The organism is Aeromonas sp. FDAARGOS 1406, assembly GCF_019048565.1.
GTDB lineage: Bacteria > Pseudomonadota > Gammaproteobacteria > Enterobacterales > Aeromonadaceae > Aeromonas > Aeromonas caviae.
On record NZ_CP077378.1, the window covers coordinates 1,629,519 to 1,654,502 of the forward strand.

At 64.6% G+C, this 24,984-nt stretch carries 26 protein-coding genes; 15 read left to right on the forward strand and 11 right to left on the reverse strand.

Features of this window, described 5'->3' with window-relative positions:
- Nucleotides 1-181: 181 nt before the first annotated feature.
- The 7 genes from I6L36_RS07600 (at nucleotide 182) to I6L36_RS07630 (ending at nucleotide 6,682) form a co-directional block, all read left to right on the forward strand.
- On the forward strand, nucleotides 182-847 hold the full coding sequence (locus I6L36_RS07600) for a thermostable hemolysin (RefSeq protein ID WP_109111955.1): 666 nt from the start codon (nucleotides 182-184) through the stop codon (nucleotides 845-847).
- Entirely contained in the window at nucleotides 844-2,325 is a 1,482-nt protein-coding gene (locus tag I6L36_RS07605; RefSeq protein ID WP_109111956.1) for an AMP-dependent synthetase/ligase, read from the forward strand. Before I6L36_RS07600 ends, I6L36_RS07605 begins: the two co-directional genes overlap by 4 nt.
- A complete protein-coding gene (locus tag I6L36_RS07610; RefSeq protein ID WP_039039563.1) occupies nucleotides 2,322-2,978 on the forward strand; it encodes a TenA family transcriptional regulator in 657 nt (218 codons plus the stop codon). Before I6L36_RS07605 ends, I6L36_RS07610 begins: the two co-directional genes overlap by 4 nt.
- A complete protein-coding gene (locus I6L36_RS07615; RefSeq protein WP_039039562.1) occupies nucleotides 2,975-3,823 on the forward strand; it encodes an SDR family oxidoreductase in 849 nt (282 codons plus the stop codon). The genes I6L36_RS07610 and I6L36_RS07615 overlap by 4 nt, the downstream gene beginning before the upstream one ends.
- A gap of 1 nt (nucleotide 3,824) precedes the next feature.
- Nucleotides 3,825-4,472: a tetratricopeptide repeat protein gene (locus I6L36_RS07620; protein ID WP_109111957.1), complete on the forward strand. Its 648-nt coding sequence runs from the start codon at nucleotides 3,825-3,827 to the stop codon at nucleotides 4,470-4,472.
- An 81-nt stretch (nucleotides 4,473-4,553) separates the two neighbouring features.
- On the forward strand, nucleotides 4,554-5,246 hold the full coding sequence (locus tag I6L36_RS07625) for a response regulator (RefSeq protein ID WP_041215642.1): 693 nt from the start codon (nucleotides 4,554-4,556) through the stop codon (nucleotides 5,244-5,246).
- Nucleotides 5,243-6,682 carry an ATP-binding protein gene (locus tag I6L36_RS07630; RefSeq protein ID WP_216987099.1) on the forward strand — a complete coding sequence of 480 codons (1,440 nt, stop codon included), beginning with the start codon at nucleotides 5,243-5,245 and terminating at the stop codon, nucleotides 6,680-6,682. The genes I6L36_RS07625 and I6L36_RS07630 overlap by 4 nt, the downstream gene beginning before the upstream one ends.
- Before the next feature lie 67 nt (nucleotides 6,683-6,749).
- Here the strand turns inward: I6L36_RS07630 and I6L36_RS07635 are convergent, their stop codons facing one another.
- On the reverse strand, nucleotides 6,750-7,229 hold the full coding sequence (locus I6L36_RS07635; protein WP_041201491.1) for an ATP-dependent zinc protease: 480 nt from the start codon (nucleotides 7,227-7,229) through the stop codon (nucleotides 6,750-6,752).
- 391 nt (nucleotides 7,230-7,620) lie between these two features.
- On the opposite strand from I6L36_RS07635, the gene I6L36_RS07640 reads away from it, so the two are divergent.
- From I6L36_RS07640 to efp, 3 genes are all read left to right on the forward strand, one after another.
- A complete protein-coding gene (locus I6L36_RS07640) occupies nucleotides 7,621-8,664 on the forward strand; it encodes a GMP reductase (RefSeq protein WP_049636557.1) in 1,044 nt (347 codons plus the stop codon).
- Between the two features lie 95 nt (nucleotides 8,665-8,759).
- Nucleotides 8,760-9,956 carry an elongation factor P maturation arginine rhamnosyltransferase EarP gene (earP, locus tag I6L36_RS07645; RefSeq protein ID WP_109111958.1) on the forward strand — a complete coding sequence of 399 codons (1,197 nt, stop codon included), beginning with the start codon at nucleotides 8,760-8,762 and terminating at the stop codon, nucleotides 9,954-9,956.
- 45 nt (nucleotides 9,957-10,001) lie between these two features.
- The gene (gene efp / locus I6L36_RS07650) at nucleotides 10,002-10,568 is read left to right on the forward strand and encodes an elongation factor P (RefSeq protein WP_010673788.1); all 567 of its coding nucleotides are present in this window, start codon (nucleotides 10,002-10,004) and stop codon (nucleotides 10,566-10,568) included.
- Nucleotides 10,569-10,662: 94 nt separating this feature from the next.
- Here efp and I6L36_RS07655 read toward each other — a convergent pair whose 3' ends face one another.
- Genes I6L36_RS07655 through I6L36_RS07670 form a run of 4 tightly spaced genes read right to left on the reverse strand, consistent with a single transcriptional unit; the run spans nucleotide 10,663 to nucleotide 13,984 of the window.
- Nucleotides 10,663-11,334, reverse strand: a complete 672-nt coding sequence (locus I6L36_RS07655; RefSeq protein ID WP_010673787.1) for a methionine ABC transporter permease — start codon at nucleotides 11,332-11,334, stop codon at nucleotides 10,663-10,665.
- Complete coding sequence (locus I6L36_RS07660) at nucleotides 11,319-12,113, reverse strand: methionine ABC transporter ATP-binding protein (protein ID WP_109111959.1); 795 nt, start codon at nucleotides 12,111-12,113, stop codon at nucleotides 11,319-11,321. The genes I6L36_RS07655 and I6L36_RS07660 overlap by 16 nt, the downstream gene beginning before the upstream one ends.
- Nucleotides 12,110-12,922 (reverse strand): MetQ/NlpA family ABC transporter substrate-binding protein, encoded by an 813-nt coding sequence (locus I6L36_RS07665; protein ID WP_010673785.1) that lies wholly within the window; start codon nucleotides 12,920-12,922, stop codon nucleotides 12,110-12,112. Before I6L36_RS07665 ends, I6L36_RS07660 begins: the two co-directional genes overlap by 4 nt.
- A 21-nt stretch (nucleotides 12,923-12,943) precedes the next feature.
- The gene (locus I6L36_RS07670; protein ID WP_109111960.1) at nucleotides 12,944-13,984 is read right to left on the reverse strand and encodes an isopenicillin N synthase family oxygenase; all 1,041 of its coding nucleotides are present in this window, start codon (nucleotides 13,982-13,984) and stop codon (nucleotides 12,944-12,946) included.
- A 309-nt stretch (nucleotides 13,985-14,293) separates the two neighbouring features.
- Here I6L36_RS07670 and I6L36_RS07675 point away from each other — a divergent pair, with 309 nt between their 5' ends.
- A complete protein-coding gene (locus tag I6L36_RS07675) occupies nucleotides 14,294-15,064 on the forward strand; it encodes a DUF3530 family protein (protein WP_109111961.1) in 771 nt (256 codons plus the stop codon).
- Between the two features lie 121 nt (nucleotides 15,065-15,185).
- Entirely contained in the window at nucleotides 15,186-16,142 is a 957-nt protein-coding gene (locus I6L36_RS07680) for a D-2-hydroxyacid dehydrogenase (RefSeq protein ID WP_039041095.1), read from the forward strand.
- A gap of 86 nt (nucleotides 16,143-16,228) precedes the next feature.
- Here I6L36_RS07680 and I6L36_RS07685 read toward each other — a convergent pair whose 3' ends face one another.
- On the reverse strand, nucleotides 16,229-16,702 hold the full coding sequence (locus tag I6L36_RS07685; protein WP_039041096.1) for a YMGG-like glycine zipper-containing protein: 474 nt from the start codon (nucleotides 16,700-16,702) through the stop codon (nucleotides 16,229-16,231).
- A 241-nt stretch (nucleotides 16,703-16,943) separates the two neighbouring features.
- Nucleotides 16,944-18,488, reverse strand: coding sequence for a sensor domain-containing diguanylate cyclase (locus tag I6L36_RS07690; protein ID WP_109111897.1), 1,545 nt, complete (start codon nucleotides 18,486-18,488; stop codon nucleotides 16,944-16,946).
- A gap of 290 nt (nucleotides 18,489-18,778) precedes the next feature.
- On the opposite strand from I6L36_RS07690, the gene I6L36_RS07695 reads away from it, so the two are divergent.
- Both I6L36_RS07695 and I6L36_RS22255 read left to right on the forward strand, forming a co-directional pair.
- Nucleotides 18,779-19,381, forward strand: coding sequence for a nitroreductase family protein (locus tag I6L36_RS07695; RefSeq protein WP_109111898.1), 603 nt, complete (start codon nucleotides 18,779-18,781; stop codon nucleotides 19,379-19,381).
- 105 nt (nucleotides 19,382-19,486) lie between these two features.
- The gene (locus I6L36_RS22255; RefSeq protein ID WP_367142329.1) at nucleotides 19,487-21,004 is read left to right on the forward strand and encodes a diguanylate cyclase; all 1,518 of its coding nucleotides are present in this window, start codon (nucleotides 19,487-19,489) and stop codon (nucleotides 21,002-21,004) included.
- On the opposite strand, the gene I6L36_RS07705 is transcribed toward I6L36_RS22255, so the two are convergent.
- Nucleotides 20,968-21,639: an HAD-IA family hydrolase gene (locus I6L36_RS07705; protein ID WP_109111899.1), complete on the reverse strand. Its 672-nt coding sequence runs from the start codon at nucleotides 21,637-21,639 to the stop codon at nucleotides 20,968-20,970. The genes I6L36_RS22255 and I6L36_RS07705 overlap by 37 nt on opposite strands.
- Nucleotides 21,636-21,860: a hypothetical protein gene (locus I6L36_RS07710; RefSeq protein ID WP_010673776.1), complete on the reverse strand. Its 225-nt coding sequence runs from the start codon at nucleotides 21,858-21,860 to the stop codon at nucleotides 21,636-21,638. The genes I6L36_RS07705 and I6L36_RS07710 overlap by 4 nt, the downstream gene beginning before the upstream one ends.
- Nucleotides 21,861-21,974: 114 nt before the next feature.
- Between I6L36_RS07710 and I6L36_RS07715 the strand changes: the two genes are divergently transcribed.
- The gene (locus I6L36_RS07715; protein ID WP_109111900.1) at nucleotides 21,975-22,856 is read left to right on the forward strand and encodes a LysR family transcriptional regulator; all 882 of its coding nucleotides are present in this window, start codon (nucleotides 21,975-21,977) and stop codon (nucleotides 22,854-22,856) included.
- A 36-nt stretch (nucleotides 22,857-22,892) separates the two neighbouring features.
- Here the strand turns inward: I6L36_RS07715 and I6L36_RS07720 are convergent, their stop codons facing one another.
- Nucleotides 22,893-23,468, reverse strand: a complete 576-nt coding sequence (locus I6L36_RS07720) for a cysteine hydrolase family protein (RefSeq protein ID WP_109111901.1) — start codon at nucleotides 23,466-23,468, stop codon at nucleotides 22,893-22,895.
- Nucleotides 23,469-23,608: 140 nt separating this feature from the next.
- Nucleotides 23,609-24,772: an FAD-dependent monooxygenase gene (locus tag I6L36_RS07725; RefSeq protein WP_109111902.1), complete on the reverse strand. Its 1,164-nt coding sequence runs from the start codon at nucleotides 24,770-24,772 to the stop codon at nucleotides 23,609-23,611.
- Nucleotides 24,773-24,984: the final 212 nt, after the last annotated feature.

A 24,984-nucleotide genomic window follows, 5' to 3' on the forward strand; every position in this document is an offset into this window, starting at 1 on the left:
TCCTCGGGTGGCGACAGCGGGGCAGATTGCCTGCCACGCCCGCTGCTGGCAACTGTTTTGTCTGGAGCCCCCATCGACCCTCGTTCACCCCCCGCCAGTTTTTTTCGTCTTTTTTTGCGCCTTAAGGGTTTCTTAAGTTTGCCCTTTTACTCTCATCCCATCGCAAGAGAAGGAGCCAACCATGACCATCGAGATCCAAGCCCCCTACCGGCTGATCCTGGCCGAATCCCCGCAGCAGGTCATGGCGCTGCAAACCTATATCCAGGCCGCCTATACCCTCGAGTTCAACGCCCGCATTCCCCATTTTCTGCCCTGCCAGCTCGGGCTCTACCGGGCAGATGGCGTGCTGGTCGGTGCCTGCGGCCTTAACCAGGCCTGCCATGGCGAGCACGAGCAACCGCTCTATCTGGAGCAATATCTGGAGCAGCCTGTCGAGGCCGCCATCGAGACCCGTCTCGGGGTCCGTCCGGCCCGCCACCGCATCATCGAAGTGGGCAATCTTGCCTGCAGCGAACCGGGTCACGCCCGCCTGATGTTTGCCGCGCTGTGCCGTCTGCTGTGTGACAACGCCCTGGACTACGTGGTGTTCACCGGCACCGCCAAGCTGCGCAACAGCTTTACCCGCCTGCGTCTCAACCCGGTGGAGCTGGCCCCCGCCCAGGCCCATCAGGTGGGAGAGGATGCCAGCGCCTGGGGCGAATACTACCGCTGCCAGCCCAAGGTGATGGCAGGCGACATCAACCAGGGGCGCGAGGTACTCGCACAGAGCAGCCTGCTGCTCAACCTGCTGGGGCCCATGCCCCGCCTTTTTAACCATGCCGACATCGACAGGAGGTGCGCGCAATGACGCTGTTCGACACCATCGCCCACCATGCCAGCCAGACCCCGCACCAGCCTGCGCTGCTAGGCAGCCAGGGTGAGCTGGATTACCAGAGCCTGTGGCAGCAGATCCAGCAACTGGCAGGAGTGCTGCAAGGGGCCGGCATCCGCCGCCTGGCCCTGCAACTCGACAACGGCCTGCCCTGGGCGCTGATCGATCTCGCCTGCACCTGGGCCGGCATCGTGGTCATCCCGGTTCCCCACTTCTTCAGTCCGGCGCAGCAGACGTGGCTGCTGGAAAGCAGCGGAGCAGACGCCCTGGTCGGCCCGGAGCACCAGGGGTGGCAAGCCGCCTCACCCCTCGTGCTCATGGCAGGCAGGCCCGATGAGCAGGCCGTGCCCCTGTGGCGCCGCATCCCGGCACGCCTCCCCGAGTTGCCTGCAGGCACCGCCAAGATCACCTATACCTCGGGCACCACGGGGCAACCCAAGGGCGTCTGCCTGTCGCTGGAGCAGATGACCTCGGTCTGCGAGTCCCTTGCCCTGCGGGTGGCCCCTGCCCGGGTTGAGAAACACCTGACCCTGCTGCCCCTCACCACCTTGCTGGAGAACCTGACCGGCTTGTATGTACCGCTGCTGACCGGCGCCTGCAGCCGCATCCCCTCCCTGGGGGAACTCGGCTTCTCGGGCTCCAGCAAGCTGGATCCTGCGGCCCTGGCCCAGGCACTGCTGCGCTGGCCCAGCCACAGCCTGGTGTTGGTCCCCGAGTTGCTGCGCCTGCTGCTGGCCCTGTGCCTCAATACCCCTGCCCTGGCAACACAGCTCGGCACCCTGCGCTTCGTCGCCGTGGGCGGCGGCAAGGTCGCCCCCGAACTCATCGCTCACGCCCGTGCGGCGGGGCTGCCGGTCTACGAGGGATACGGTCTCTCAGAATGCGGCTCCGTGGTCGCCCTGAACGGCCCCCACGGGGATCGTCCCGGCAGCGTCGGCCTGCCCCTGCCCCACTGCCAGGTGACGATCGCCGCAGACGGCGAAGTCATGGTCAGCGGCAGCGCCATGCTGGGCTACCTGGGGGAAGAGGGCGAGACGGGCAGCCAGATCGCCACAGGGGATCTGGGTCGGATCGACGAGGAGGGCTATCTCCATATCACGGGGCGCAAGAAGAACGTGCAGATCACCGCCTTTGGCCGCAACTTCTCCCCGGAGTGGGTGGAAGCCCAGGCCCAGCTCTGCCCGGCCATCGCCCGCATCGTCATCTTCGGTGACGGTCAGCCCGCCAACGTGGCCCTTATCCAACCGCTGCCGGGCAGCCAGTCCCAATTGCCAGAGCAGATTGCCCGGCTCAACCAGCAGTTGCCCGATTACGCCCGCATCCATCACTGGTTGCCGGTCGCCCTGGATCAGCTCCCCGGCCTGCTGACGGCCAACGGGCGCCCCCGTCGCAACGAGATTTATCACCATTTTTCCCGGCAGATCAGCCAATGCCTCACAGGAGAGACCTCATGAGCTTCTACCAGACCCTGCAACAAGCCACCGCCTGCGAGCGCGAACGCCTGTTCAACGCCCCCATCATCGAGGCCTGCCGCCGCGGCGACATCAGCCGTGACACCTACCTCGCCTTCCTGGCACAGGCCTACTACCACGTGCGCCACACGGTGCCGCTCCTGATGGCCACCGGCGGCAAGCTGGGGCAGGAGTACGAATGGGTGCGTGGCGCCATCAGGGAGTACATCGACGAGGAGTACGGCCATCAGGAGTGGATCCTGAACGACATCCGTGCCTGCGGCGGTGATGCCGAGGCGGTGCGCCACGGCCAGCCGGGCCTGCCCATCGAGTTGATGGTGGCCTTCCTCTACGACCAGATCCAGCGCGGCAACCCCATGGGGTTCTTCGGCATGGTGCAGGTGCTGGAAGGCACCAGCGTCGCCATCGCCCTGACCGTCGCCGACCAGCTCAAGAGCGGTCTGGGTCTGCCGCCCCAGGCCATGAGCTACCTGAGCTCCCACGGGGCCCTGGACCAGGAGCACCTCAAGTTCTTCGAATCCCTGATGAACCGGGTGGAAGATGCTGCCGATCAGGCCGCCATCATTCACGCCGCCAAGGTGGTCTACCGCCTCTATGGCGACATGCTCTATCAGCTCACGGGATCATGCCAATGAAGCTTGAAGGCAAACGCATACTGTTGACTGGCGCCAGTGGCGGCATTGGTGAAGCCCTGGCCCATGAACTGGCGGCCCAGGGTGCCCATCTGCTGCTGCACGGTCGTCGGGCCAGCGCCCTGGAGCGCCTGCGCCGGGAGCTGCCTCATCCGGATCGCCACCAGACGGTGACGGCCGATCTCGGCTCTCCCCATGAGCGGGCGCAGCTGCTGCAACATCCGGCCCTGGACGAGGGGTTGGACGTGCTCATCAACAGTGCGGGTTGCAACCAGTTCGCCTGGCTGGAAGATCAGAGCAGCGAGCAGGTGACACGCCAGTTGCTGCTCAACGTCGAGGCGCCCATCCAGCTAACCCGGGCCCTGCTGCCCCGGCTGCGCAAGCCCGCCATCATCATGAACATCGGCTCCAGCCTCGGGGCCATCGGTTTTGCCGGCTACAGCGTCTATTGCGCCAGCAAGTTCGCCATGCGCGGCTTCAGCGAGTCCCTGGGGCGGGAGCTGGAGGGAACCGGCATCAAGGTGCTGCACTTTGCCCCTCGCGCCACCCGCACCCACCTCAATTCCGAGGCGGCCTATGCCATGAATGCCGAGCTCGGCACCCGGACCGACAGCCCACAGGACGTGGCCGAGGAGGCCGTCATCGCCCTGTGCAACGAGACGCGCCGCCGCTGGCTCGGCTGGCCGGAAAAGCTCTTTGTGCGGCTCAACGGCCTGCTGCCCGCCTTGGTGGACATGGCCCTGGCCAAGCAGCGCCCGATCATCGAGCGCCACGCCCGCCGCACCGCCTCCCCAGCCCCCGATCACAGGAGCGATCCCGCCTGTGCGACAAACGAGAAGGAACATTGAGATGAAGCACGCCACTTTCCGTCCCCGATTTGGTCACGGCCCCCTGTTGCTCGCCCTGGGAGGCCTGCTGGCAAGCGGTCTGGCCCAGGCCGCCGATGCCCTGCCCACCATTCAGCAGGAGTGGGCCCACTGCCAGTACCAGCAGACCGGAAAATCCAAGGAGAGCTGCCTGGAGAGCCTGAGTGCCAAGGCCGATGAGGCGAGCGCCAAGGAGGCATTTCGCACCGATCTGCTGATCTGGTCCGCCATCGTCAAGAGCACCTGGGCGGGGGCCAAGGGCGGCCTCGGCGCCCTTGGTCTGGTGAAGGAGGCCAAGGCCAAGCTCGAGATCGCCATCAAGCAGGATCCCAAGGCGCTGGAAGGCTCGGCCTACACCAGCCTGGGCTCCCTCTACTACCAGGTGCCGGGCTGGCCGGTGGGCTTTGGTGACGACGAGAAGGCGGAGAAGCTGCTCAAGCAGGCGCTGGCCATCAATCCCACCGGCATCGACCCCAACTTCTTCTACGGCGACTTCCTGCTGAATCAGGGTGACAAGGCACAGGCGAAGGTCTATCTGGACAAGGCCCTGGCCGCCCCGGCCCGCCCTGGCCGCGAGGTGGCGGACGAGGGCCGCAGAATGGAAATTCGCGAGCGTCTCGCCAAGCTGTAAACACAAGCAGCACAGTGTGCTATTTCAACTCTGCCCACCAGCTTGCATACTGGTGGGCAGTGTCGTTTGAGGGAGAGAACAATGCGGATCCTGTTGGTGGAAGATGATGTGATGCTGGGAGACGGCATGGTGGATGCCCTGCGCAGCAGCGGCTACACGGTGGACTGGCTCCAGCAGGGGATGCCGGCCCTCTCGGCGCTCAAGAGCGAGGAGTTTGCCGCCCTTGTCCTGGATCTCAACCTGCCGGACATCGACGGCATCAGCCTGCTGCGCAAGTTGCGCCGGGAAGGGCAGACCCTGCCCGTGCTCATCCTGACCGCCCGTGATGCCCTGGACGACCGGGTACTGGGGCTGGATGCAGGCTCCGACGACTACATGGTCAAACCCTTCGCCCTGCAGGAGCTCAACGCCCGGCTGCGCGCCCTGGTGCGGCGCAGCAAGGGGCAGGCCCAGGCGGTGCTGGAGTACGGGGAGCTGCAGCTCTTCCCCGCGTCACAACAGGTCACCTATCGGGGCGAGCCGGTCAAGCTCACCCCCCATGAGTACAAGCTGTTGCAGGAGCTCATCACCCAGAGCGGCCGGGTATTGAGCCGGGATCAACTGCAACAGAGCCTCTACGGCTGGGACGAGGGGGCAGAGAGCAACGCGGTGGAGGTGCACATTCACCATCTGCGCAAGAAATTCTTCCCCGAGCTCATCCGCAACATTCGCGGTGTCGGTTACATCGTGCCCCAGCTCGACGTCCAGGGCGCAAGAGGAGCCTCCGCTCCATGAGCCGTGTCCGTTCCATCCGCCGTTTCCTGCTCTCCGGCATCCTGGCCCTGGTCAGCCTCAGCCTCGCCATCAGCGGCCTTATCGGCTACCTGCAGGCCAACCACGAAATGGAAGAGCTGTTTGATGCCCGTCTCGCCCAGTCCGCCCGCATCACCAACCAGTTGCTCAGCCGCTATCTCAAGCAGAGCGGCGAGCTGCCGCGCAACGGCACCGTGTACCAGGAGTGGGTGCAGGCCGTCCCCGAGACGCCCCACATCGAGAAGGGCGGCTTCTTCCAGTTCGGCCAGGACAACGAGTTCACCCCCTATGGCCATGAATTCGAGCACAACCTCTACTTCCAGTTGCTGAGCGAGCAGGGCGCCGTGCTGCTGCGCTCGCCCAATGCCCCGGCCCAACCGTTGACCACCCTGGAGCGGGGCTTCAACAGCGAGACCAAGGATCATCACGAGTGGCGCACCTTTACCCTCTACAACGAAGGTGAACAGACCTGGCTCATCGTGGCGGAGCGGGATGACGAACGCAGCGAGCTGGCCAGCAAGATGGCCACCCTCACCATGCTGCCCCTCTTCATCACCCTGCCCTTCCTGCTCGGTCTGCTGTGGTGGCTGATCACCCGGGGGCTGTCACCGCTGCACCAGCTGGCGCAAGCCATCGGCGAGCGTCATCCCGCCAACCTGAGCCCCCTCAATCTCGCCATCAAGGCCGAGGAGCTGACGCCGCTGGTGGGGGAGATCAACCGGCTGATGCACGCCCTCGCTGACACTCTGGATCGGGAGAAACAGTTCACCAACGAGGCCGCCCACGAGCTGCGCACGCCCCTCGCGGTACTGCGCATCCACAGCGAGAACGCCATGACGGCCGAGGATGATCAGAGCCGGGAGCAGGCCCTGCGAAAGATGCTCTTGGCCCTCGATCGCAGCGACCGGCTTATCCGCCAGTTGCTGACCCAGGCCCGCATCGACAACCAGCAGAGCCCGGCCCTCACCGCCCTTCCCTTGTTCCCCTTGTTGCAGGGCACCCTGGCGACCCTGGCCCCCATCGCCCTGAAAAAGGATCAGCAGCTGTCCCTGGAGGGCGCCGAACAGGTGCAGGTAATGGGACAGGCGATGTTGCTGGAGCTGATGTTCGGCAACCTCATCGACAATGCGCTGCGCTACACCCAGGTGGGCGGCGAGGTCGCCGTGGTGGTGAGCCAGGTGGGCAACCGGATCCGGGTGGATGTGCGGGACAACGGCCCCGGCATCCCCACCGCCACCCTCTCCCGGTTGTGCGAGCGCTTCTTCCGGGTCAATCCCCAGCAGGGGGATGGCGTGGGCCTTGGCATGGCCATCGTCTCGCGCATCGCCCAGCTTCACGGGGCGGATCTCGACATTCACAATCGGCCTGAAGGGGGGCTCGAAGTGAGCGTGCTGCTGCCCGCCTCGCGCCAGGCATGACGGGTCAGCCTTTGCGCACGCCATGAAAAACGGGGGCCACGCCCCCGTTTTTCATGGCACCACCACCCTAGTCGCAGGTGGGCTGTACCGTGAAGGTCCGGCTCGAATCCACCGGTCCCAGCTCCGCCAGCAGACGGCGCCCCAGCAGCACCGGGTAGATCATCTTGCTGCGATCCCGCAGGGTGAACCACTCCTTGTAGACCTGGTCCCCGACGCAGACGGACATGGTCACCGTCGGGCGCTGCTCCATGCCGCCCGCCCCGCGCACCGTCACGCTGCGCTCCACCGGTCGCTCCACGCTCCGGCGCACCACCTTGTCGGTATTGGCATCGGTCAGCACCAGGTTGAAGCGCACCCAGGGCTTGCCATCCTTCTTGAAATGCTTCAGGTCGCGGGCATCCAGCGACGAAGTGAGGGCACCGGTATCGAGCTTCATCTTGACCGCCACCCCGTAGGGCATCAGCACCCCCTTCTCGATCCAGCCATAGCTGGTCTGGGCCGCCATCGCGCTGCCGCACAGCGCCCACATCATGGCCGCCGCCACCATTCTCTTGCCCATCTTGCTCTCTCGCCTTGTCAGTCTTGCGCCCAGATGTATCACAGCCAACTGCCGGGTCAACCGGATTCTGGCGCGCAGGGGAACGGGCTCTGGACGCGGTGCCAACAGGCGACAATCCATGCCGGGCACGGCGCGTGAGTGGGGAATGCAGCAGGAAAACGAGGGGAGAACAGGGTGCTGGATGACGCTGGCGGCCATCCTCAGGTTGTGACGCCAAAGGCTACCACAGCGGTGCGTGAATTATCAGTCTTGTTCTGACGGGATTTTTGCCTACACTGCTGTAAACCGGAGGGCCTGAAAACCACCGGTTTTTTTGCGCCTGCCGAAAAGTTGCCACTGCAAAGTGAGCTCTCACACAAGGCTCAATAAGGAATTCGCAATGCGTATCGAAGAAGACTTGAAGCTCGGTTTCAAGGATGTCCTGTTTCGCCCCAAGCGCTCTACTCTCAAGAGCCGTTCCCAAGTCAGCCTGACCCGCCAGTTCACCTTCAAGCACACCCAGACCCGATGGCAGGGCGTGCCCGTCATCGCCGCCAACATGGATACCGTCGGCAGCTTCGCCATGGCGCGTACCCTGGCCAGCTTCGAGATGATGACGGCGGTGCACAAGCACTACAGCCTTGCGCAGTGGCAAACCTTCGTCAATGAGACCGACCCGGCCCTGCTGGGCCATGTGATGGTCTCTACCGGCACCTCGGAGGAGGACTTCACCAAGACACGCCAGATCCTCGCGATGTCCAGCGCCCTGCGCTTCATCTGCGTGGACGTGGCCAACGGCTACTCCCAGCACTTCGTCGAGTTTTTGCGCAAGATCCGCGAGGCCTGCCCGAACCACGTCATCCTGGCGGGCAACGTGGTGACCGGCGAGATGGTGGAGGAGCTCATCCTCTCCGGCGCCGACATCGTCAAGGTGGGCATAGGCCCGGGCTCGGTCTGCACCACCCGGGTCAAGACCGGGGTCGGCTACCCGCAGCTCTCCGCCATCATCGAGTGTGCCGATGCGGCCCACGGCCTGGGCGGCCAGATCGTCGGTGACGGCGGCTGCACCTGCCCGGGGGATGTGGCCAAGGCATTTGGCGGCGGCGCCGACTTCGTGATGCTGGGGGGCATGCTGGCCGCTCACGAAGAGTGCGGCGGCGAAGTCGTCGAGGTCGATGGCGAGCCCTTCATGAAGTTCTACGGCATGAGCTCGGCCAGCGCCATGGACAAGCACGCCGGCGGTGTCGCCGAGTATCGCGCCTCCGAAGGCAAAACCGTGCTGCTGCCCTACCGCGGTCCGGTGGAGAACACGGTGCGCGACATCCTGGGCGGGGTTCGCTCCACCTGCACCTATGTGGGTGCCAGCCAGCTGAAAGAGCTCACCAAACGCACCACCTTCATCCGGGTGCGCGAGCAGGAGAACAACGTCTACGGCAAGGAGTAACCTGCCACAGACCCCGTCACGCGCTGACGGTTAGAAGCCGACCAACCGGTGTGCTACCCTGCGCACCGGTTTTTTTGCATCTGGGATCCCGCGCCATGACAAGCCCTCTCCCCCCCTTCGACTGGGACATCTTCTGCTGCGTCGTCGACAACTTCGGTGACATCGGCGTCACCTGGCGACTCGCCCGCCAGCTCAAACAGGAAGGCGCGCTCCCGGCGCAGAAGAGTGAGGTGCAGGTGCGGCTCTGGGTGGACGATCTGGTTAGCTTCGCCCGCATCTGCCCGGCGCTCGACCCCGCACAGGACGGTCAGTGGGTCGATGGCATCTATGTCCAGCACTGGCACGAGCGCCTCCCCGCCGACATGACCCCGGCCAGGGTGGTCATCGAGGCGTTTGCCTGCGAGCTGCCCGCCCCCTTTATCGAACGCATGGCCGAGCAGACCACGCCCCCCTGCTGGATCAACCTCGAATACCTCTCGGCCGAGAGCTGGGTCGAGGATTGCCATGGCCTCGCCTCGCCCCAGCAGGTCGGCAGCCAGCGCCTCGACAAGTACTTCTTCTTCCCGGGTTTCACGCAGAAAACGGGCGGCCTCTTGTGCGAGCGAGGCCTCATCGTCGAGCGCGAGCGCTGGCAACAGGATGTTGCGGGACTGGCCGCCTACTGGGCCAGCCTCGGCCTGCCACCCCAACGAGAAGACGAGCTGCGGGTCAGCCTCTTTACCTACGAGAGCGAGGCGCTCAGGAGCCTGGCCGAGGGCTGGCGCCAGAGCGTCACCCCCGTCACCCTGCTGCTGCCGCTGGGGCGCTCCCTCGACGACGTGCTCATCGGCGCAGGGCTGGCAGAGGCCATTCCCGGTGCCCGGGCCGGAGATCTGCTCCAGGCGGGCAACCTCACCATCAAGCTGCTGCCGATGACCGATCAGAGGGGCTACGATCGCCTGCTGTGGAGCTGCGATCTCAACCTGGTGCGCGGGGAGGACTCCTTCGTGCGGGCCCAGTGGGCGGGGCGCCCCTTCCTCTGGCACATCTACCAGCAGGAAGAGGATGCCCACATGGTCAAGCTGGACGGTTTTCTCGACCACTACCTCTCCCCCTTGCCAGCGCCGGCCGGTCAGTGGCTGCGTCGCTTCAACCATGCCCTCAACCGGGGGGAACACACCGGTGAACTCTGGGCACAATGGCCGCAATACGCGGCCAAATGGCAGCAACATGGGCGCTCCTGGCCACAGAGGCTGCTGGCGGACGGGGATCTCGTCACGAGGTTGGTGAAATTTTTAGAAAGCCGTATATAATCTGGCAGTTTTTATCCGTCCGTTTCACGAACAGGAATTTTTTACATGAAAACCGCACAGGAAATCCGCGCTGGTAACGTAGTCATGATCGGCACCGAGCCGATGGTGGTCCAGAAGGCTGAATTCAACAAATCCGGCCGTAACTCCGCCGTGGTCAAGATGAAGCTGAAGGGTCTGCTGAACGGCAGCGCCACCGAGACCGTCTTCAAGGCCGACGACAAGCTGGAAGTCGTTCAGCTGGAGCGTAAAGAGTGCACCTACTCCTACTACTCCGACCCGCTGTATGTCTTCATGGACACCGAGTACAACCAGTACGACGTCGAGAAAGACAACCTGGGTGATGCCCTGAACTACCTGGTAGACGGCATGGAAGACCTCTGCGAAGTGACTTTCTACAACGAGAAAGCCATCTCCGTAGAACTGCCGACCACCATCGTGCGTGAAGTCGAGTACACCGAGCCGGCCGCCCGTGGCGACACCTCCGGTAAAGTGACCAAGCCTGCCCGCCTGAAGGGCACCTCCTACGAGCTGGCCGTTGCCGCCTTCGTGGAGATCGGTGACAAGATCGAAATCGACACCCGTACCGGTGAATTCAAGCGTCGCGTCAACTAAGTTGACCCCTTGATGTGATTGCAAAAAAAGCGAGCCAAGGCTCGCTTTTTTATTGGCTGGCACCTCACGGCCGGCCTGATGAGAAGCCGTGCCCCTAGCGGCGATGGGCCAGTGCCCGCACCAGCCTGTCCCCCACCCCCTGTACCAGTTGCACCAGCAGCAGCAACATGACCACGGTCCCTGCCATCACCTTGTCATCAAAGCGCTGGTAGCCGTAGCGGATCGCCAGATCCCCGAGCCCGCCACCACCGACCACCCCTGCCATGGAGGAGAAGCCAATGAGCATCACCACCGTCAGGGTGAGTCCGGCCAGCAGCGCCGGCAAGGCCTCGGGCAGCAGCGCCTTGACGACCACGTGCCAGCCGCTGCCCCCCATGGCGAGCACGGCTTCGACGCGCCCCTTGTCCACCTCATCGAGGGCGCTCTCCACCACCCGGGCAAAGAAGGGGAAGGCCCCCAGGGTGATGGGGACGATGGCGGCGGTGCTGCCCAGTGAGGTGCCGACCACCAGCCGGGTCAGGGGGATCAGGGCGATCAGGAGCACCACGAAGGGGAGCGACCGCCCGATGTTGATACCGATCCCCAGCACCATGTTGAGACGGGGCAAGGGCAGCACGCCCCCGGGACGGGTCACCACCAGCAGCACCCCGGTCGGCAGCCCCAGCAACAGGGTGAACACGGCTGCCACTCCCACCATGTAGAGCGTTTCGAGCGACCCCTGATACATCAGTTCGAGCAAGGCATCGACACTCAGGCGACTCTGCATAAACGCACCTCCTCTGTGACTCCGTGACGCGCCATGAAACGCCGCAGGATCTCGGGATCCGGCAACAGGGCCTGCCGCACACGGGAGTCGGGGTTGGCCAGCAGGGTGCCCAGAGCGCCGCTTTCCACCAGCTGACCCCGTTCAAGCAATGCCGCGTGATCGCAGATGGCCCTGACCACCTCCAGCTCGTGGGTGATGAGCACTATGGTGATCCCGAGGCGGCGGTTGATGTCGGCAAGCAGCGCCAGCACCGACTCCGTGGTCTCCAGATCCAGGGCACTGGTCGCCTCGTCACAGAGCAAGTGGCGCGGATTGGCGGCCAGGGCGCGGGCGATGCCCACTCGCTGCTTCTGCCCCCCCGACAACTGGGAGGGAAAGGCGCGACGGTACTCGCCAAGCCCCACCAGTTCCAGCAGCTCGCTGACCCGGGCAGCCCGCTCCCGGCGCGCCACACCGGCGATTTCCAGCGGGACCGCCACGTTCTCCTCCACGCTGCGGGCGTGCAGCAGATTGAAGTGCTGGAAAATCATGCCGGTCCCCTGACGGTGGCGGCGCAAGGCCGCCCCCTCCAGGGCCGTGATGTCGCGGCCATCGAACAGGATGCGGCCCCGGCTTGGCCGCTCCAGCAAATTGAGGCAACGAATGAGCGTGCTCTTGCCCGCGCCGCTGCGCCCGAGAATGCCGTAGATGGCCCCATCCGGAATCTCGAGCGACACCCCCTCCAGAGCGGGTTGCCCGTGCCCCGGGTACTGCTTGCCGAGCCCCTCCAGCACTATCATGACTGCCGCCCGGCCACCGGGATCACCGACCCCTTGTAGCTCTTGCGAATGAAGTCGGCGATCGCCCTGGACTCCAGATCCCGCGCCAACTGGCGGATCCGCGGATCATCCTTGAGCGCCGGGGTGGTCACCAGGATGTTGGCGTAGGGATTGTTCTGGGCGCTCTCCAGCCCCAGGGCATCGCGAGCAGGCTCCAGCCCCGCCTCCAGGGCATAGTTGCCATTGATCACCGCCAGATCCACGTCGTCGAGGGAGCGCGGCAGCTGCGGCGCCTCGATCTCCAGGATCTTGAGCGCCTTGGGGTTGGTGGCGATGTCGTGCACCGTCGCCAGATCCCGCGCCGGATCTTCATGGCCGGCCTTGAGGGTGATGAGCCCCTCGTGCTGCAACAGATAGAGGGCCCGGCTCAGGTTGGTGACATTGTTGGGCAGGGCGATCACCGCCTTTTCCGGTACCTCCCTCAGGTGCTTGAACTTCTTCGAATAGATGCCAAGAGGCTCCACGTGTACGGTCGCGGCCACCACCAGCTCGGTGCCGAGCGCCTTCTCCTGATCCCGCAGGTAAGGGACGTGCTGGAAGTAGTTGGCATCCACATCACCCGCCACCAACAGGGCATTGGCATTGATGCCGCCGCTGAGCTCGATCACCTGCAGATCCAGCGAAGGGTCCTGGCGTTTCACCTCGCCGAGGATATCCGCATGGGGCAGTGGATCCGCGGCAACCCGCAGCGCCTGGGCTGCCTGGGCGGAGAGAGAGAGTCCGAGGGCCAATACCAGGCCGCTCAGGGAAAACAGTCCGTGCTTGTTCATCTTGTGCTCCTTGCCATGCAATCAATGGGTGGTTTCGCCGACCGCCAGCGCCCGGGGCGCCGGCAACAGATCGGCATGGTGGCGCAATGCCACGTCAGGGTGGGAACGCAGCCGCCCCTTGAGGTAGTTCCAGCCCACCTCCCGCAGCAGCGGATTGTGCGGGTCGGTGGCAGGCCCCCTGGCTTCACGGGCCAGTGCCTCGGGCAGCGGATAGACGGGCACCACAGCGTCGAGCTGGGCCCCCAGGAAGAAGGCGATGGAGAGACGCTCCTGCCCCGGCGCCGACGGCACCACCCGGTGCACGGTCGCACGCAGGTAGCCGTTGCTGGCGAGCTCCAGCAGCTCACCGATGTTGACCACGAAGGTGCCGGGGAGCGGGAGCGCGTCGATCCAGTGATCCGGCGCCACCTCCACCTGCAGGCCGGGCTGGTCATCCTGCAGCAGGAAGCTCAGGAAGCCCGAATCCTTGTGGGGACCGACCCCCTGGGTGGCGCCCCGCTCACCGGGATAGCGGATCAGCTTGATATGTTCGTTCGGACGCTCTCCGTGCAGGGCATCGAAGGCATCTGGCGACAGTGCGAGCGCCTCGGCAAAAGCCCCGAGCAGGGTACGGGACATGCGGGTCATCTGCCCACGCCAGCGCGTCAGCACGGGTTGCAGTGTCGGCAGCGCCTCCGGCCACTGATTCGGCCCCTGCAACCGCCACCAGGGCGGGTCGCCCGCCGCGCGCGGCAAGGCAGGGCGATCGGCACCGATATCAAACTGCTCTCGCCAGTCGGGTTGACCCCGGGTCAGCTCCGCCCCCGATCGGTTGTAGCCACGAAAATGGGGAGAGTGGATCATGGCGACCTGCTGCTTGGCCGCCAGAGGCAGCGCAAAGAAGGCCCGCGACAGCTGCTGCACTTCCTGTTGCAGCTCGGGATCGATGCCGTGGCCGGTCAGGTAGAAAAATCCCGTCTCTCTCGCGGCATCGCGCAACGATGCCAGAAAATCGGCCCGAGCGTCGGGCGAGGCATCCAGCTGCCTCAGGTCGAGGATGGGCAAGTGAACCAAGGTGCTCATGGCGATAACGCTCCCTGTCGATGGAAAGTGAGGGTGAACCTCTCGTTCTGACGAGACAGGGGGGAGAATTCTCCGCCTGCGGCCAGTGGCGACATGCCCCGGCCCCCTGTCTGCCTGCCCTTACTGAACCATGTATGGGTCACAGGATGGAACAATCAAAACCGGGAATGCTTTGCCATTTGGAACAATCCCGGCCCCGTGTCCGGCCCGCCGGTCAGACCCTCTTCGCCACCGCCGATGCCGATGTGCCCCCTTGCCCTAAAGAAACCCCCGGCGAGGCCGCTATGAGGGAGTGCTGGAGGATCCCCCATGACATTTCGCCCCTATCTGCTGCTGACCCTGCTTGCTTTTGCCGCCCACGGCGCCGGGCAGGCACCGTCAGGCGCCGCCCCGGATCCAGCCCCCCTGGTTCCTCCCGACTACTGGCAGAGCAGCGACTGGCAGGAAATACCCGACAGCACCAGGGTGGACAAGCAACAGGTACTGTTTGCCAAGCACGACAGCGACAACTACGTGGGTCTGGTCATCCTGCTGCCCGACTGGCAGCGCAGCGGCCAGCTGTGGCAACTGACCCGGGAGCTGGGGCGCCTCGGTTTCGATACCCTGCTGCTGCTCCCCTCGCCGCAGCAGACCGAGCTCGACCCCGCCGCCGAGAAGAAACAGCAGGTCATCGACGATTTTCGCAAGCAGTTTGCCTCCCGCATCAGCAAGCTGGGGGATGCCAAGCTGCAGGAGGGGGGCTTCAAGCTGCTGCTGGCCCAGGGTACCAGCGCCGCCTGGGCCGCCAACCTCATCGCCAGCGAACAGTTGCCCGCCCCCGATGCCCTGGTGCTGCTCGACGGCTTCTTCCCCAACCAGCTGAGCAACCAGACCCTCGCCAAGCAGATAGCCCAGGGCAGCATCCCAACCCTGGATCTCTATCAGGAGGAGGGAGGACGCTGGCCCCTGCTGGCGGCCGAAGCCCGCAGAAGCGAGAGCCGCCGCAGCCACAAGCTCAACTACCGCCCCTATGCCCTGATGGATCTGGAGGAGACGCCGGGGCGCATCCAGGGCTGGCTGACGCACCTGGGCTGGATCTGAGTCCCTCCGAGGCACAGCCACCCGCCTTTTGCCTTCCCCATCGGACTTGACCCGATGCCACCGCGCTGGTCAGCCGCCCTCCATGTTTGGCATCATGTCCGAACCAATGGCAGGAGGCTTCATGCAGCAAATCGTGTTTCTCGACAGCGACACCCTGGACACCGGCATCAATCTGCGCCGCCCCGATTTTCCCCATCACTGGCAAAGCTACCCGACCACGGCGCCGGATCAGGTGGTGGAGCGGCTCAAGTGCGCCAGCATCGCCATCATCAACAAGGTGCGCATCGGGGCCGATGAACTGGCCCAGCTGCCCGAACTGCGCCTGATCGCTCTGGCCGCCACCGGCAGCGACAACCTGGATCTGGAGGCGTGCCGCGCCGCCAATGTCGCCGTGTGCAATATCCGCAACTACTCGGGCCCTTCCGTCCCCGAGCACGCCATGGCCCTGATGCTCGCCCTGTCGCGCAACCTGTTCGCCTGGCGCCAGTCCCTGCTGGAGGGGCGCTGGCAACAAAGCGGCCAGTTCTGCTTCTTCGACCACCCCATCACGGATCTGCATGGCAAGCGCCTCGGGATCATCGGCAAGGGAACCCTGGGACAGGCACTGGGACAGCGGGCCAGCGCCATCGGGATGGAGGTCTACTATGCCCAGAGCCAGGTCGGCTCCCCGGGGGATGACGACAGACTGCCCCTGGATGCCCTGTTGCAAAGTTCGGATGTGATCAGCCTGCACTGCCCGCTCACCCCCTACACCCGCCATCTCATCGGGGAGCGGGAGCTGGCCCTGATGAAACCGGGCGCCCTGCTCATCAACGTGGGCCGTGGCGGCCTGGTGGACGAGCAGGCGCTGCTCGAAGCCCTCGGCAACGGCCGTCTGGGGGGCGCCGGTTTCGATGTGGCGAGTGTCGAGCCGCCGCCTCCGGATCACCCCCTGATGCAGGCCCTGCGTTACCCCAATTTCATCCTGACTCCCCACGTGGCCTGGGCCAGCGAAGAGTCGATGCAGCGCCTCGCGGATCAGCTCATCGACAACATCAACGCCTTCTCCCTTGGCAGGCGCCAGCACCGGCTGGTGTAAGAGGCCGCTCGCCGCCCCTCACGGGCCGGCAGCGGGATCAAAAAAGGGGCCAAGGGCCCCTTTTTGTCGGTCAGCTTGCCGCGGCATCAGTCGTCATGCCATCTGTGCTTGCGGTGCTTTTTGTGTTTCTTGTGGTGCTTGTGATAGCGCCTGTCATCGTAATAGCGATCGCCGCGGCTCTCGTGACCATCCCCGGTCCTGGCTCCGATGGCGGAGCCACCGGCACCACCGATACCGGCGCCGATCAGCTGGCCCGTGCTGCCACCGACGCTCTTGCCGATGGCAGCCCCGCCCAGGGCACCGACGGCGCCGCCGAGCGCAGCTTCGTTCTTGTTGCCCCTATTGGCCGTGGCCGCACCACCGGCCGCGCCCCCCAGGGCGGCCCCCACCAGGGCGCCGGTGTCGCCACCCAGCTCCTTGCCGATCATGGTGCCCGCCACCCCGCCGGCTCCGCCGCCGAGAATGGTGTTGAGGGTCTCGGATGCCTGCACCTGTCCTGTGCCCAACAGCAACGCCCCCAGCAGCGCCAGTGCGCTCATGCCAAACGGTTTCATTTTCATGGGGTACTCCTGTCAAACCTGATGATTGATTATTTTTCCCTGCACTATACAAAGCCCCCTGACCTGCGCCACTGCCGCAAGGGGCACCTCACGGCCAGCCCTCCCTGTCTCCGGTTCGCGACACGATGCAAGAAAGCAGGCTAACCACCTGAAACCACATCAAAAAAAAAGGTCACACGAGAAATCATCCCCGTCATGACCCTTTTCTAGGCCCAAAGGTCCTTTTTTGCAGCGATCACCGTCAGACAGATACTGTCACAACCTCCCCGTCAACGGGCGACGACGCCGCCAGATGCCAGCAATCCCGCCCCTGGTGCTTGCTCTCGTACAGGCAGGCATCCGCCCGCTCGAGCAGCGTCAGGGCATCATCCGGATAGCGCGCGCCGCCGGCGCTCAGGGTGATGGCGTCGGCGAACTCCCGCCATTTCAGGGCCTTCACCCGACCGAGCAGGTGGGTCAGGCGACATTCCACCTCCGCCTGCTCCCAGGGCAGCAAGGCCGCAAATTCATCGCCCCCGATGCGGTAGACCTGCTCATCCCCCAGGATTCTCGCCATGATGGTGGCTACCCGAAACAGCACCGCATCCCCCACACCGTGTCCCCAGCTGTCGTTGACGCGCTTGAAGTTGTCCACATCGAACAGCACCAGCCAGTAGGGCCTCCCCGCCTGCTCCAGCCCCGCCCGCTGCTGATCGAAGGCTCGCCGGTTCAGGATGCCGGTGAGAGGGTCGTGGAGCAGGGCATCCTGCCCTTGCAGCAGGCTGTCTCGCACCTGTTCTATCTCTCCCAGGCTGCCGTGCACGAACCAGGTTCGCTGACGCCGCTGGATCTCCTTTCTCGCCTCATCCCGGATGAGGCCGCTGAGCGAGCCCTGCACCAGCGCCTGCTCCTGACGAAAGATCCGCACCAGAAACCACAGGCTGCACAGCCAGATGCAGAGCAATGCCAGGGCGGGCAGCACCACCATCAGCAGGGTGTCTTGCAGGTTTTCATGAAAATGGGAGGGGGGAAGATAGACGTTGAGATCCCACTCCATCCCCTCCAGAGCGTGTTGCAGATGGCGTCCTTCCCAGAACCCGTCCAGCCCAGCCGCCTGCGTCTCCCGCTCGAGACGGGGCGGCAACAGCGACAAATTGTGCCCCACCACCAGCTTGCCGCCCTTGCGCTCGGTGATGTAGAGGGCCACCGGATCCTCACCCACTGCCCGGTGCAACGCCCCCTGCAAGGCGCTGAACGACATGTCCACCATCAGCAGCCCAAGCAGTTGCCCCTCATCATCCTTGACCCGCTTGATGAGAGTCAGTACCTGCCGGGCCGAATCGAACTCCGGGTAGGGACCGAACCAGACGAGATCATCACCCTCGCCGGACAGGGTCTGGTACCAGGGCCGCGCCTGTGCCCGGTAGCCCTCCGGTTGCTGCCAGTCGGGATAGCCGTCGAGCCGATGGGTGCGCGCATTGTAGAAATAGAGGAAGTGGGCGTCGTACTTGAACTGATGGGCAATGGGCCAGATGGGATTGATGGCCGATGCCCCGGCAGCGATGGCCTGCTTGTCCAAGGACGCCTCCAGCACGCCAAGCTGGCGGCGGTTGTCCTGCGCCATGTCCTGGAACAGGGTGGCGTCGAGGGCAGCCAGCATGTGACCGTAACCCGCCACCGTCTTGTCGATACTGCTCAGGTAGCTGGCTGCCGCCAGCAACAGGGTGGCGATCAGCACCAGCCCTCCCAGGAGAAGCGACAGCGGAGTCAGTATGTAATAGCGTTCCTTGATCAGCGCCGCCGTCATGCCACCCTCTATAAAATGTCATATTTTATGAATTTTATAGATTAAAAATCTGCAAAAGATATTGATTGAAGTCATTAACATCCACTGCTAATGATAAAAAAGATATCAAGGTGTCTCGCGGCCATATTCACATCCGTCATGTGAATATCCATAAAAAGTAGAAACAGTCATTACTCGTCGTTGACGGTTTATTGCCCGCAAGGTGTTATAGTCGATGACTCGAGAAATCGGAGCCAGATGACCTTTGTCGGCAACGCTGGCGGTGATGATTCATCAACCAAGGAGATGTTATGAGCAGTCCGTTTATCGAACAGATCAAAGCACGTCGTACCATCTATGCCCTGGGCAACCGGGTGACCCACTCCGAGGCCCAGCTGACCGCCCTCATCAAGGATGCCGTCAAGCACAGCCCCTCTTCGTTCAACTCCCAGAGTTCCCGCGCCGTCATCCTGTTCGGCGAGCAGCACCACAAGCTGTGGGACATCGTCAAGGCGGAGCTCAAGAAGATAGTGCCGCCGGAGGCCTATCCCCAGAGTGAAGCCAAGATCAACGACAGCTTCCGCGCCGGGGCTGGCACCGTGCTCTTCTTCGAAGACACCGCCGTCATCGAGGATCTTCAGCAGAAATTCGCTCTCTATGCCGACAACTTCCCCATCTGGTCCGAACATGCCACCGGGATCGCCCAGTTCGCGGTCTGGACCACCCTGGCCCAGGAGGGCATCGGCGCCTCCCTGCAACACTACAACCCGCTCATCGACGATGCGGTGCGCAAGGAGTGGGACCTGCCCGCCAGCTGGCTGCTCCGTGCCCAGATGCCTTTTGGCAGCATAGAGCAACCTGCCGGCGACAAGACCTTCATCGACGACGAGGTGCGTTTCCGGGTCTTCAAGTAAGCCTTCACGCCCCCTCCACCAGGGGGCGTTTTCTTCTCTCACACGTTCACCCTTGTCACGTGCCAGCCATACTCTGAGCAAACCCTCTCTTGTCAGGAGGTCCCCATGGGGGACATCGCACGCCAACGTACCTCATGCACATTGACGCCCTTGTCCGCTCTGTTGTGTGTCGCCGCCCTGGTACTGCTGTTCTCGCTAATCGGCATCTTCACCCGCCCCCCCAACCTGCTGGCGGCCTTCTGGCCTGCCAATGCGGTCCTGCTCGGCTGCATGGTGCGCTATCCACGCCTGGCCACCCCGGCGGGCTGGGCCGGCGGCATACTGGGCTTTTTTCTCGCCGCCCTCTTCACCGGCGAGCCCCTGTTCAAAACCATCCTGCTGACCTGCGGCAACCTGGCCGGCATCGGCGTCGGGTATCTGCTGATGCATCGGCTCGCGCCTGCCGACAAGCTCCTCAGGCGCCCCACCTCCCTCGTGCTCCTGCTGCGAAACACCCTGGCCGCCTCCCTCGCCGCCGGCGTGGTCGGCGCCATCATCAATCCCATCCTGTCTCTGGGCCCCCCGCTCTACGGGCTGGGCTTCTGGTTTGCCAGCGAGCTGGTGAACTACATGACCATACTGCCGGTGCTCCTGACACTGCCTCCCCATGACAGCGTGCCCCCCTGGCGTACCCTCCTCTACCGCACCGAGTTCTCCTGGACCGGATTGATGCCGCTGCTGAGCCTGGTGGCCTCCCTGCTGCTCACCCTGCTCATCGAGGGGCCGGGATCCATCGCCTTCCCGGTACCGGCACTGCTCTGGTGCGCCGTCACCTACTCCGTCTTCGCCACCAGCCTGCTGACCCTGGGTTACAGCACCCTGATCCTGATCGCCCTCTCAAACGGCCACCTCGTCATCAATCACGATGTCCAGACCCAGTACTGGATGTTCTCCGTCCGGATAGGGGTCATGCTGATCGCTCTCACCCCCCTGACCGCCGCCAGCATCATGGCGGCCCGCAACAGCCTGCTGCGGGAGATGAAACACCTGGCCCACCACGATCACCTGACCGGTGCGCTGAACCGGGCCGGCTTCTGGTCGGCCGCCAATGAACTGCTCCAGCACCTCACGGTGCAGCGCTACCCTGTGGCGATCTGCATGCTGGACATCGATCATTTCAAACGCATCAATGATCGTCACGGTCACGAAGAGGGGGACAACCAGTTGAGCGGCTTCGCGGCCCGAGTGCGCGACCAGCTTCGACCGGGGACCTCTTCTGTCGCCTGGGGGGAGAGGAATTCGTGGCCATCTTGCCCGGCCTCAGCGAGGAGCAGGCCATGGCGGTGGCCGAGCGGCTGCGAAAAATCGTCGCGCAGCCAGGGGAAGAAAATGGAGCCGAGCCCGCCGTCTGCATCACGGTCAGCATCGGTATCGCCTCCCAGAGAGAGGGCCCCTTCAATCTGGACGAGCTGCTCTCTCGCGCCGATCAGGCGCTCTATCTGGCCAAGCACAATGGCCGCAACCGGGTGGAACGCTACTCGCCTGAGCAGGCTTCCCCCAGCGTCGGGCAATCTTGCGGCACCTGAATGGCGTGGCTCTTGTCGTCATCATCCGGCCTCTGCCGGCTGCGGGGCGGGCAGATGAAGATGGAGCCCGTCCGATGCCACCTCGATCTCGATCCCGCGCCAGTCCCGCAGCCAGCCCTTGAGCCTGTCGTCATACCGCCTTGTTCCCCCCATCTGCACCACCTGGCAACCCGCCTGCAGGGCGCTGGCGATGCCCGCTGGCGCATCCTCGAACACCAGGCAATCGGCCGGAGCCAGTCCCAACCGGCTGGCAGCCAGCAAATAAGGCTCGGGATCCGGCTTGCCCCGTACCACATCCCCGGCGCACACCAGGAGACGGGGCAGCGGCAATCCGGCGTGCAGCAGCCGGTGCTCTGCCACCCTCCGGCTTGCGGAGGTCACCAGCGCCCAGTGCGTCGGCGGCAGCTGTTCGAGCAGTCGCCGGGCACCGTCCAGGGGCATCGGCGCCGCAGCGTATTCCATCTCCAGATCGTCGAGCAGGGCCACCTCCACCGCCATGTCCAGCTGGGGAGCCAGGGCCCCTATCACCTCCCGTGAGCGCACGCCGTGACACATGGCGAGCACGGGATCGGGATCCAGCCCATGGTGCTGACACCAGCGCCGCCACACGACTTCCACGTCGCCGGTGGAGTGGACCAAGGTCCCGTCCATGTCCAGCAGCAGGGCCGCTGCCCTCACGCGCACCGCGCTCACAGGGCTCTCCCCGCCAGCGCATCGGCGAAGACCTGCCGCTGGGCAGCGGCCTCGTAACAGGCGAGCGCCTGCTCCGCATTGCTGGCCCACACCGGCAAGGGGGCGACGACGAACCCCTGCTGCAACAGGCTGGTCAGCAGCTCCCCGGTCTCCGGTGCGGCCAGCGGCTGAGCCATCACCAGGCTCCCCTTGATCAAGAACAGATAGCGTTCGCTCGACATGACATGACTCCTTGTGGCTGAACAGCGGGCAAGCAGGCCCGTTTCGAGACCATTAGAACAAGGAGATTAGATAATTTATAATCAATAAATCGCCACATTGGATAACCAAATGGAATGAGATTCGACCTGAGACAATTGCAGGCCTTCGTCATGCTGGCCGAGAGTGCCAACTACCGGGAGGCGGCCAGCCGGCTTTTTGTGACGCAACCGGCCCTGACCAAGCAGATCCAGGGACTGGAGCAGGCCCTCGGCAGCACCCTGTTCAACCGGGGCCGCCACGGGGCCGAGCTGACCGCCATCGGCCTCCAGTTGCTGCCCCAGGCCAGGGCTCTGGTGGATCACGGCAAGGGATTCGAGCGGCATGCCCTGGCGCTGGCAAGCGGTGCCGCCGGACGCCTCAACATCGGGTTCGGGCTCTCCAGCTTCGCACTGGCCCCCTCCCTGGTGGCCCGTTTCAAGCAGCAGGCCCCCGACGTGCTGGTTCACCTGCGGGACACCACGTCCGCCATCCAGCAGGAGCACTTGCTGGCGGGTCGGCTGCAACTGGGCTTCATGCGACGGCCTGATGCGCCACAACTGAGGGAACACAGGTTGCTGACGGACAGACTGGTGCTGGCCGTCCCCACCCAGGTGGCAGGGCCGGACTTCGACCTGGAGCGGGCGCTGATCCGCGATCCCTTGCTGCAGATGGTGGGCCATCGCTGCCCGGGTCTCAGCCAGCAGATCGCCCGCTTTCTCGGCGCCAACCAGCTGATCGGTCTCATTCAGGAGGCGGAAGACATCCAGACCCTGGTGGCCCTGGTGGCCGCCGGTATCGGCAACGCCATCCTGCCGCGCAGCGTGGGGTTCATCGCGGGCAAGGAGGTGACCCTCTACCCCCTCTCCGGCCCCTGGTCGGAATGGGAAATCAGCCTGGTGTGGAACCCGGAATTTGCCGATCCCATTCGGGATCGCTTCCTCGCCATGGTGAGAGAAACGCACCCCGAGCCCGCATGAGGTGCATGAGATGCCTGCAGGAGAAGATGGCCGGGCTCAGTCCCGCTCCGCCAGCTCCGCGACCTTGATGATCTCGGCAATGCGACCTAGCATGCGCAGGGAAGCTTGGTGTTCTGCGGCATCCGCCGCCGCGCAGGCATCCTCCAGGATGGTGATGGCGTAGTCCCGATCGTGGCCATCTCGCACCGCCCCCTGAATGGCCCAGCTGGTGCTCACGCCGCACACATAGAGATGCTCGATGCGATTGGCCCGTAGCGCAGGCTCCAGCGCCGTGCCGTAGAAGGGGCTGACCCTGGGTTTGGTCAGCACCAGATCCCCGGGTTGCACATCGAGCTCCGGGTGAAAGTCGGTGCCGCTGTCCGCCAGGGAGAGGGCCCCGAACTGCCGGGCACGGCCAAACATGGGGGAGCCCTTGGGTTGCAGCAGATAGCCCTCGTCAAACCCCACCTTGATGAGCACCACCAGCCAGCCGTGAGCGCGGGCATGAGCCATCGCTTGGTTGGCGTGCGCAATGGCGTCCTGCTCGATCACCTGGGCCGCCGAGGCGGCGATGCGCCCGTCCGGGTGGGCGATGTCGTTGATGAAATCGATCACCAGCAATGCCTTGTTCATGGTGTGCTCCCCCCTTGCCTGAGGCCGTTTTGCCCCTGCGCCGCCAGGATCACTCCTCGCGGCCATATAAAAAACCGGCTGGCACCATCACACGGATTGATATGCCACCCGATTGGCACCTGGCAGTGCCACGCACTGCCTCATACCAGCCCAAGCGCATAGCGTAGCGCCATCTCCTTGAGGGGGCCCGCCTTGTCCGCCAGATTCAGCGCCAGGTTGCGGGCAAGCCTGAGGGGGCCTATCTCGTTGCTGAAGACCCCGTAGAAGAGATCCATCCCCGACTGCATCAGCAGGTTGTCAGGGCGGCGTCGCCCCTCGTAACGCCCGGCCAGCGCCAGCTCGTGCCACTGCGCCCCCGCCTTGCCGAGCAAGCCGGCCCAGCAGGCCACGTCCTTGAAACCGAGGTTCACCCCCTGCCCCGCCAGCGGATTGATGGTGTGGGCCGCATCCCCGAGCAGCACCACTCGCCCGGCGTGATAGTCGTTGGCGTGACGGCGCACCAGGGGGAAGCTCCCCTTGTCCGTCACGGTGAAACCGCCAAGGCGGCTCGGGAAGTGGCGGCGCACCTCGACGGCCAGGGCCTCGTTGCTCATGGCGGCCAGCGCCCGGATGCGGGCCGGGCTGTCATACCAGACCAGGGAGCCATGGCGGCCCGGCAGCGGCAGGAAGGCGCGCGGGCCGCTCGGGGTGAACTGCTGCCAGGTGATGTCTTCCTGGGCAAAATCGGTGTCGATGTTGATCAGCATGCAGTGCTGGCGGTACTCGAAACGCGACACCCCGATGCCGGCCAATCGCCGGGTGTGGGATTCGGCACCATCGCAGGCCAACACCCAGCGCGCCTGCAGCTCGGTGCCGTCATCCAGGGTCAGCACGGCGTCATCCGCACCCTGGCGCAGACTCGTCACCGCCGCCGGGGTATGGGTCTGGATGGTCGGGAAATCCTCCATCCTTTTCAGCAGCGCGAGCTGGATCAGCCGGTTTTCGATGATGTAGCCGAGCTGGGGCAGCCCGAGATCCACCGCGTCGAAGCGGGTAGCGAAGCCGTCCAGCTCCCAGGTCTCCAGCCGGCGATAGGGGCACAGCCGCATCTGCTGCAGATATTGCCAGGCACCGGCCCGGGTCAGCAGCGCCACCGAGGCCTGACTGATGGCGGAAACCCGCAGATCCAGCGACTGCTCGGGGGCATAGGGCTCGGGCAACCGGGTCTCGATGACCCGCACCGAGAGCCCCTCTGCCGCCAGCAGGCAGGCGGTGGCGGCGCCCACCATGCCGGCGCCGACGATGGCGATATCACACTGTTCCATAACTTGATTCCTGCAAGGAGTCCCCGCGATAAGGGGCAAGGGCCGAACCGAATGGGGCATGATAACGCAAGGAGGCGGCAGAAACAGTGAGGGGGATGCGCAATTGCCGACGACAAGCCGGCCCTGATGGCGACGGGCGGCCCCAGACTGGTCAGCACCGGGATTGCGGAGTAAAATGGCCGGTCCTTTGACCCTGCCGATTTCAAAACCAG

Bases quoted from the DNA above. Each gene is read 5' to 3' on its own strand.
- I6L36_RS07600 (WP_109111955.1), top strand. From the start codon at position 182: ATGACCATCGAGATCCAAGCCCCCTACCGGCTGATCCTGGCCGAATCC.
- I6L36_RS07605 (WP_109111956.1), top strand. From the start codon at position 844: ATGACGCTGTTCGACACCATCGCCCACCATGCCAGCCAGACCCCGCAC.
- I6L36_RS07610 (WP_039039563.1), top strand. From the start codon at position 2,322: ATGAGCTTCTACCAGACCCTGCAACAAGCCACCGCCTGCGAGCGCGAA.
- I6L36_RS07615 (WP_039039562.1), top strand. From the start codon at position 2,975: ATGAAGCTTGAAGGCAAACGCATACTGTTGACTGGCGCCAGTGGCGGC.
- I6L36_RS07620 (WP_109111957.1), top strand. From the start codon at position 3,825: ATGAAGCACGCCACTTTCCGTCCCCGATTTGGTCACGGCCCCCTGTTG.
- I6L36_RS07625 (WP_041215642.1), top strand. From the start codon at position 4,554: ATGCGGATCCTGTTGGTGGAAGATGATGTGATGCTGGGAGACGGCATG.
- I6L36_RS07630 (WP_216987099.1), top strand. From the start codon at position 5,243: ATGAGCCGTGTCCGTTCCATCCGCCGTTTCCTGCTCTCCGGCATCCTG.
- I6L36_RS07635 (WP_041201491.1), bottom strand. From the start codon at position 7,229: ATGGTGGCGGCGGCCATGATGTGGGCGCTGTGCGGCAGCGCGATGGCG.
- I6L36_RS07640 (WP_049636557.1), top strand. From the start codon at position 7,621: ATGCGTATCGAAGAAGACTTGAAGCTCGGTTTCAAGGATGTCCTGTTT.
- earP (WP_109111958.1), top strand. From the start codon at position 8,760: ATGACAAGCCCTCTCCCCCCCTTCGACTGGGACATCTTCTGCTGCGTC.
- efp (WP_010673788.1), top strand. From the start codon at position 10,002: ATGAAAACCGCACAGGAAATCCGCGCTGGTAACGTAGTCATGATCGGC.
- I6L36_RS07655 (WP_010673787.1), bottom strand. From the start codon at position 11,334: ATGCAGAGTCGCCTGAGTGTCGATGCCTTGCTCGAACTGATGTATCAG.
- I6L36_RS07660 (WP_109111959.1), bottom strand. From the start codon at position 12,113: ATGATAGTGCTGGAGGGGCTCGGCAAGCAGTACCCGGGGCACGGGCAA.
- I6L36_RS07665 (WP_010673785.1), bottom strand. From the start codon at position 12,922: ATGAACAAGCACGGACTGTTTTCCCTGAGCGGCCTGGTATTGGCCCTC.
- I6L36_RS07670 (WP_109111960.1), bottom strand. From the start codon at position 13,984: ATGAGCACCTTGGTTCACTTGCCCATCCTCGACCTGAGGCAGCTGGAT.
- I6L36_RS07675 (WP_109111961.1), top strand. From the start codon at position 14,294: ATGACATTTCGCCCCTATCTGCTGCTGACCCTGCTTGCTTTTGCCGCC.
- I6L36_RS07680 (WP_039041095.1), top strand. From the start codon at position 15,186: ATGCAGCAAATCGTGTTTCTCGACAGCGACACCCTGGACACCGGCATC.
- I6L36_RS07685 (WP_039041096.1), bottom strand. From the start codon at position 16,702: ATGAAAATGAAACCGTTTGGCATGAGCGCACTGGCGCTGCTGGGGGCG.
- I6L36_RS07690 (WP_109111897.1), bottom strand. From the start codon at position 18,488: ATGACGGCGGCGCTGATCAAGGAACGCTATTACATACTGACTCCGCTG.
- I6L36_RS07695 (WP_109111898.1), top strand. From the start codon at position 18,779: ATGAGCAGTCCGTTTATCGAACAGATCAAAGCACGTCGTACCATCTAT.
- I6L36_RS22255 (WP_367142329.1), top strand. From the start codon at position 19,487: ATGGGGGACATCGCACGCCAACGTACCTCATGCACATTGACGCCCTTG.
- I6L36_RS07710 (WP_010673776.1), bottom strand. From the start codon at position 21,860: ATGTCGAGCGAACGCTATCTGTTCTTGATCAAGGGGAGCCTGGTGATG.
- I6L36_RS07715 (WP_109111900.1), top strand. From the start codon at position 21,975: ATGAGATTCGACCTGAGACAATTGCAGGCCTTCGTCATGCTGGCCGAG.
- I6L36_RS07720 (WP_109111901.1), bottom strand. From the start codon at position 23,468: ATGAACAAGGCATTGCTGGTGATCGATTTCATCAACGACATCGCCCAC.
- I6L36_RS07725 (WP_109111902.1), bottom strand. From the start codon at position 24,772: ATGGAACAGTGTGATATCGCCATCGTCGGCGCCGGCATGGTGGGCGCC.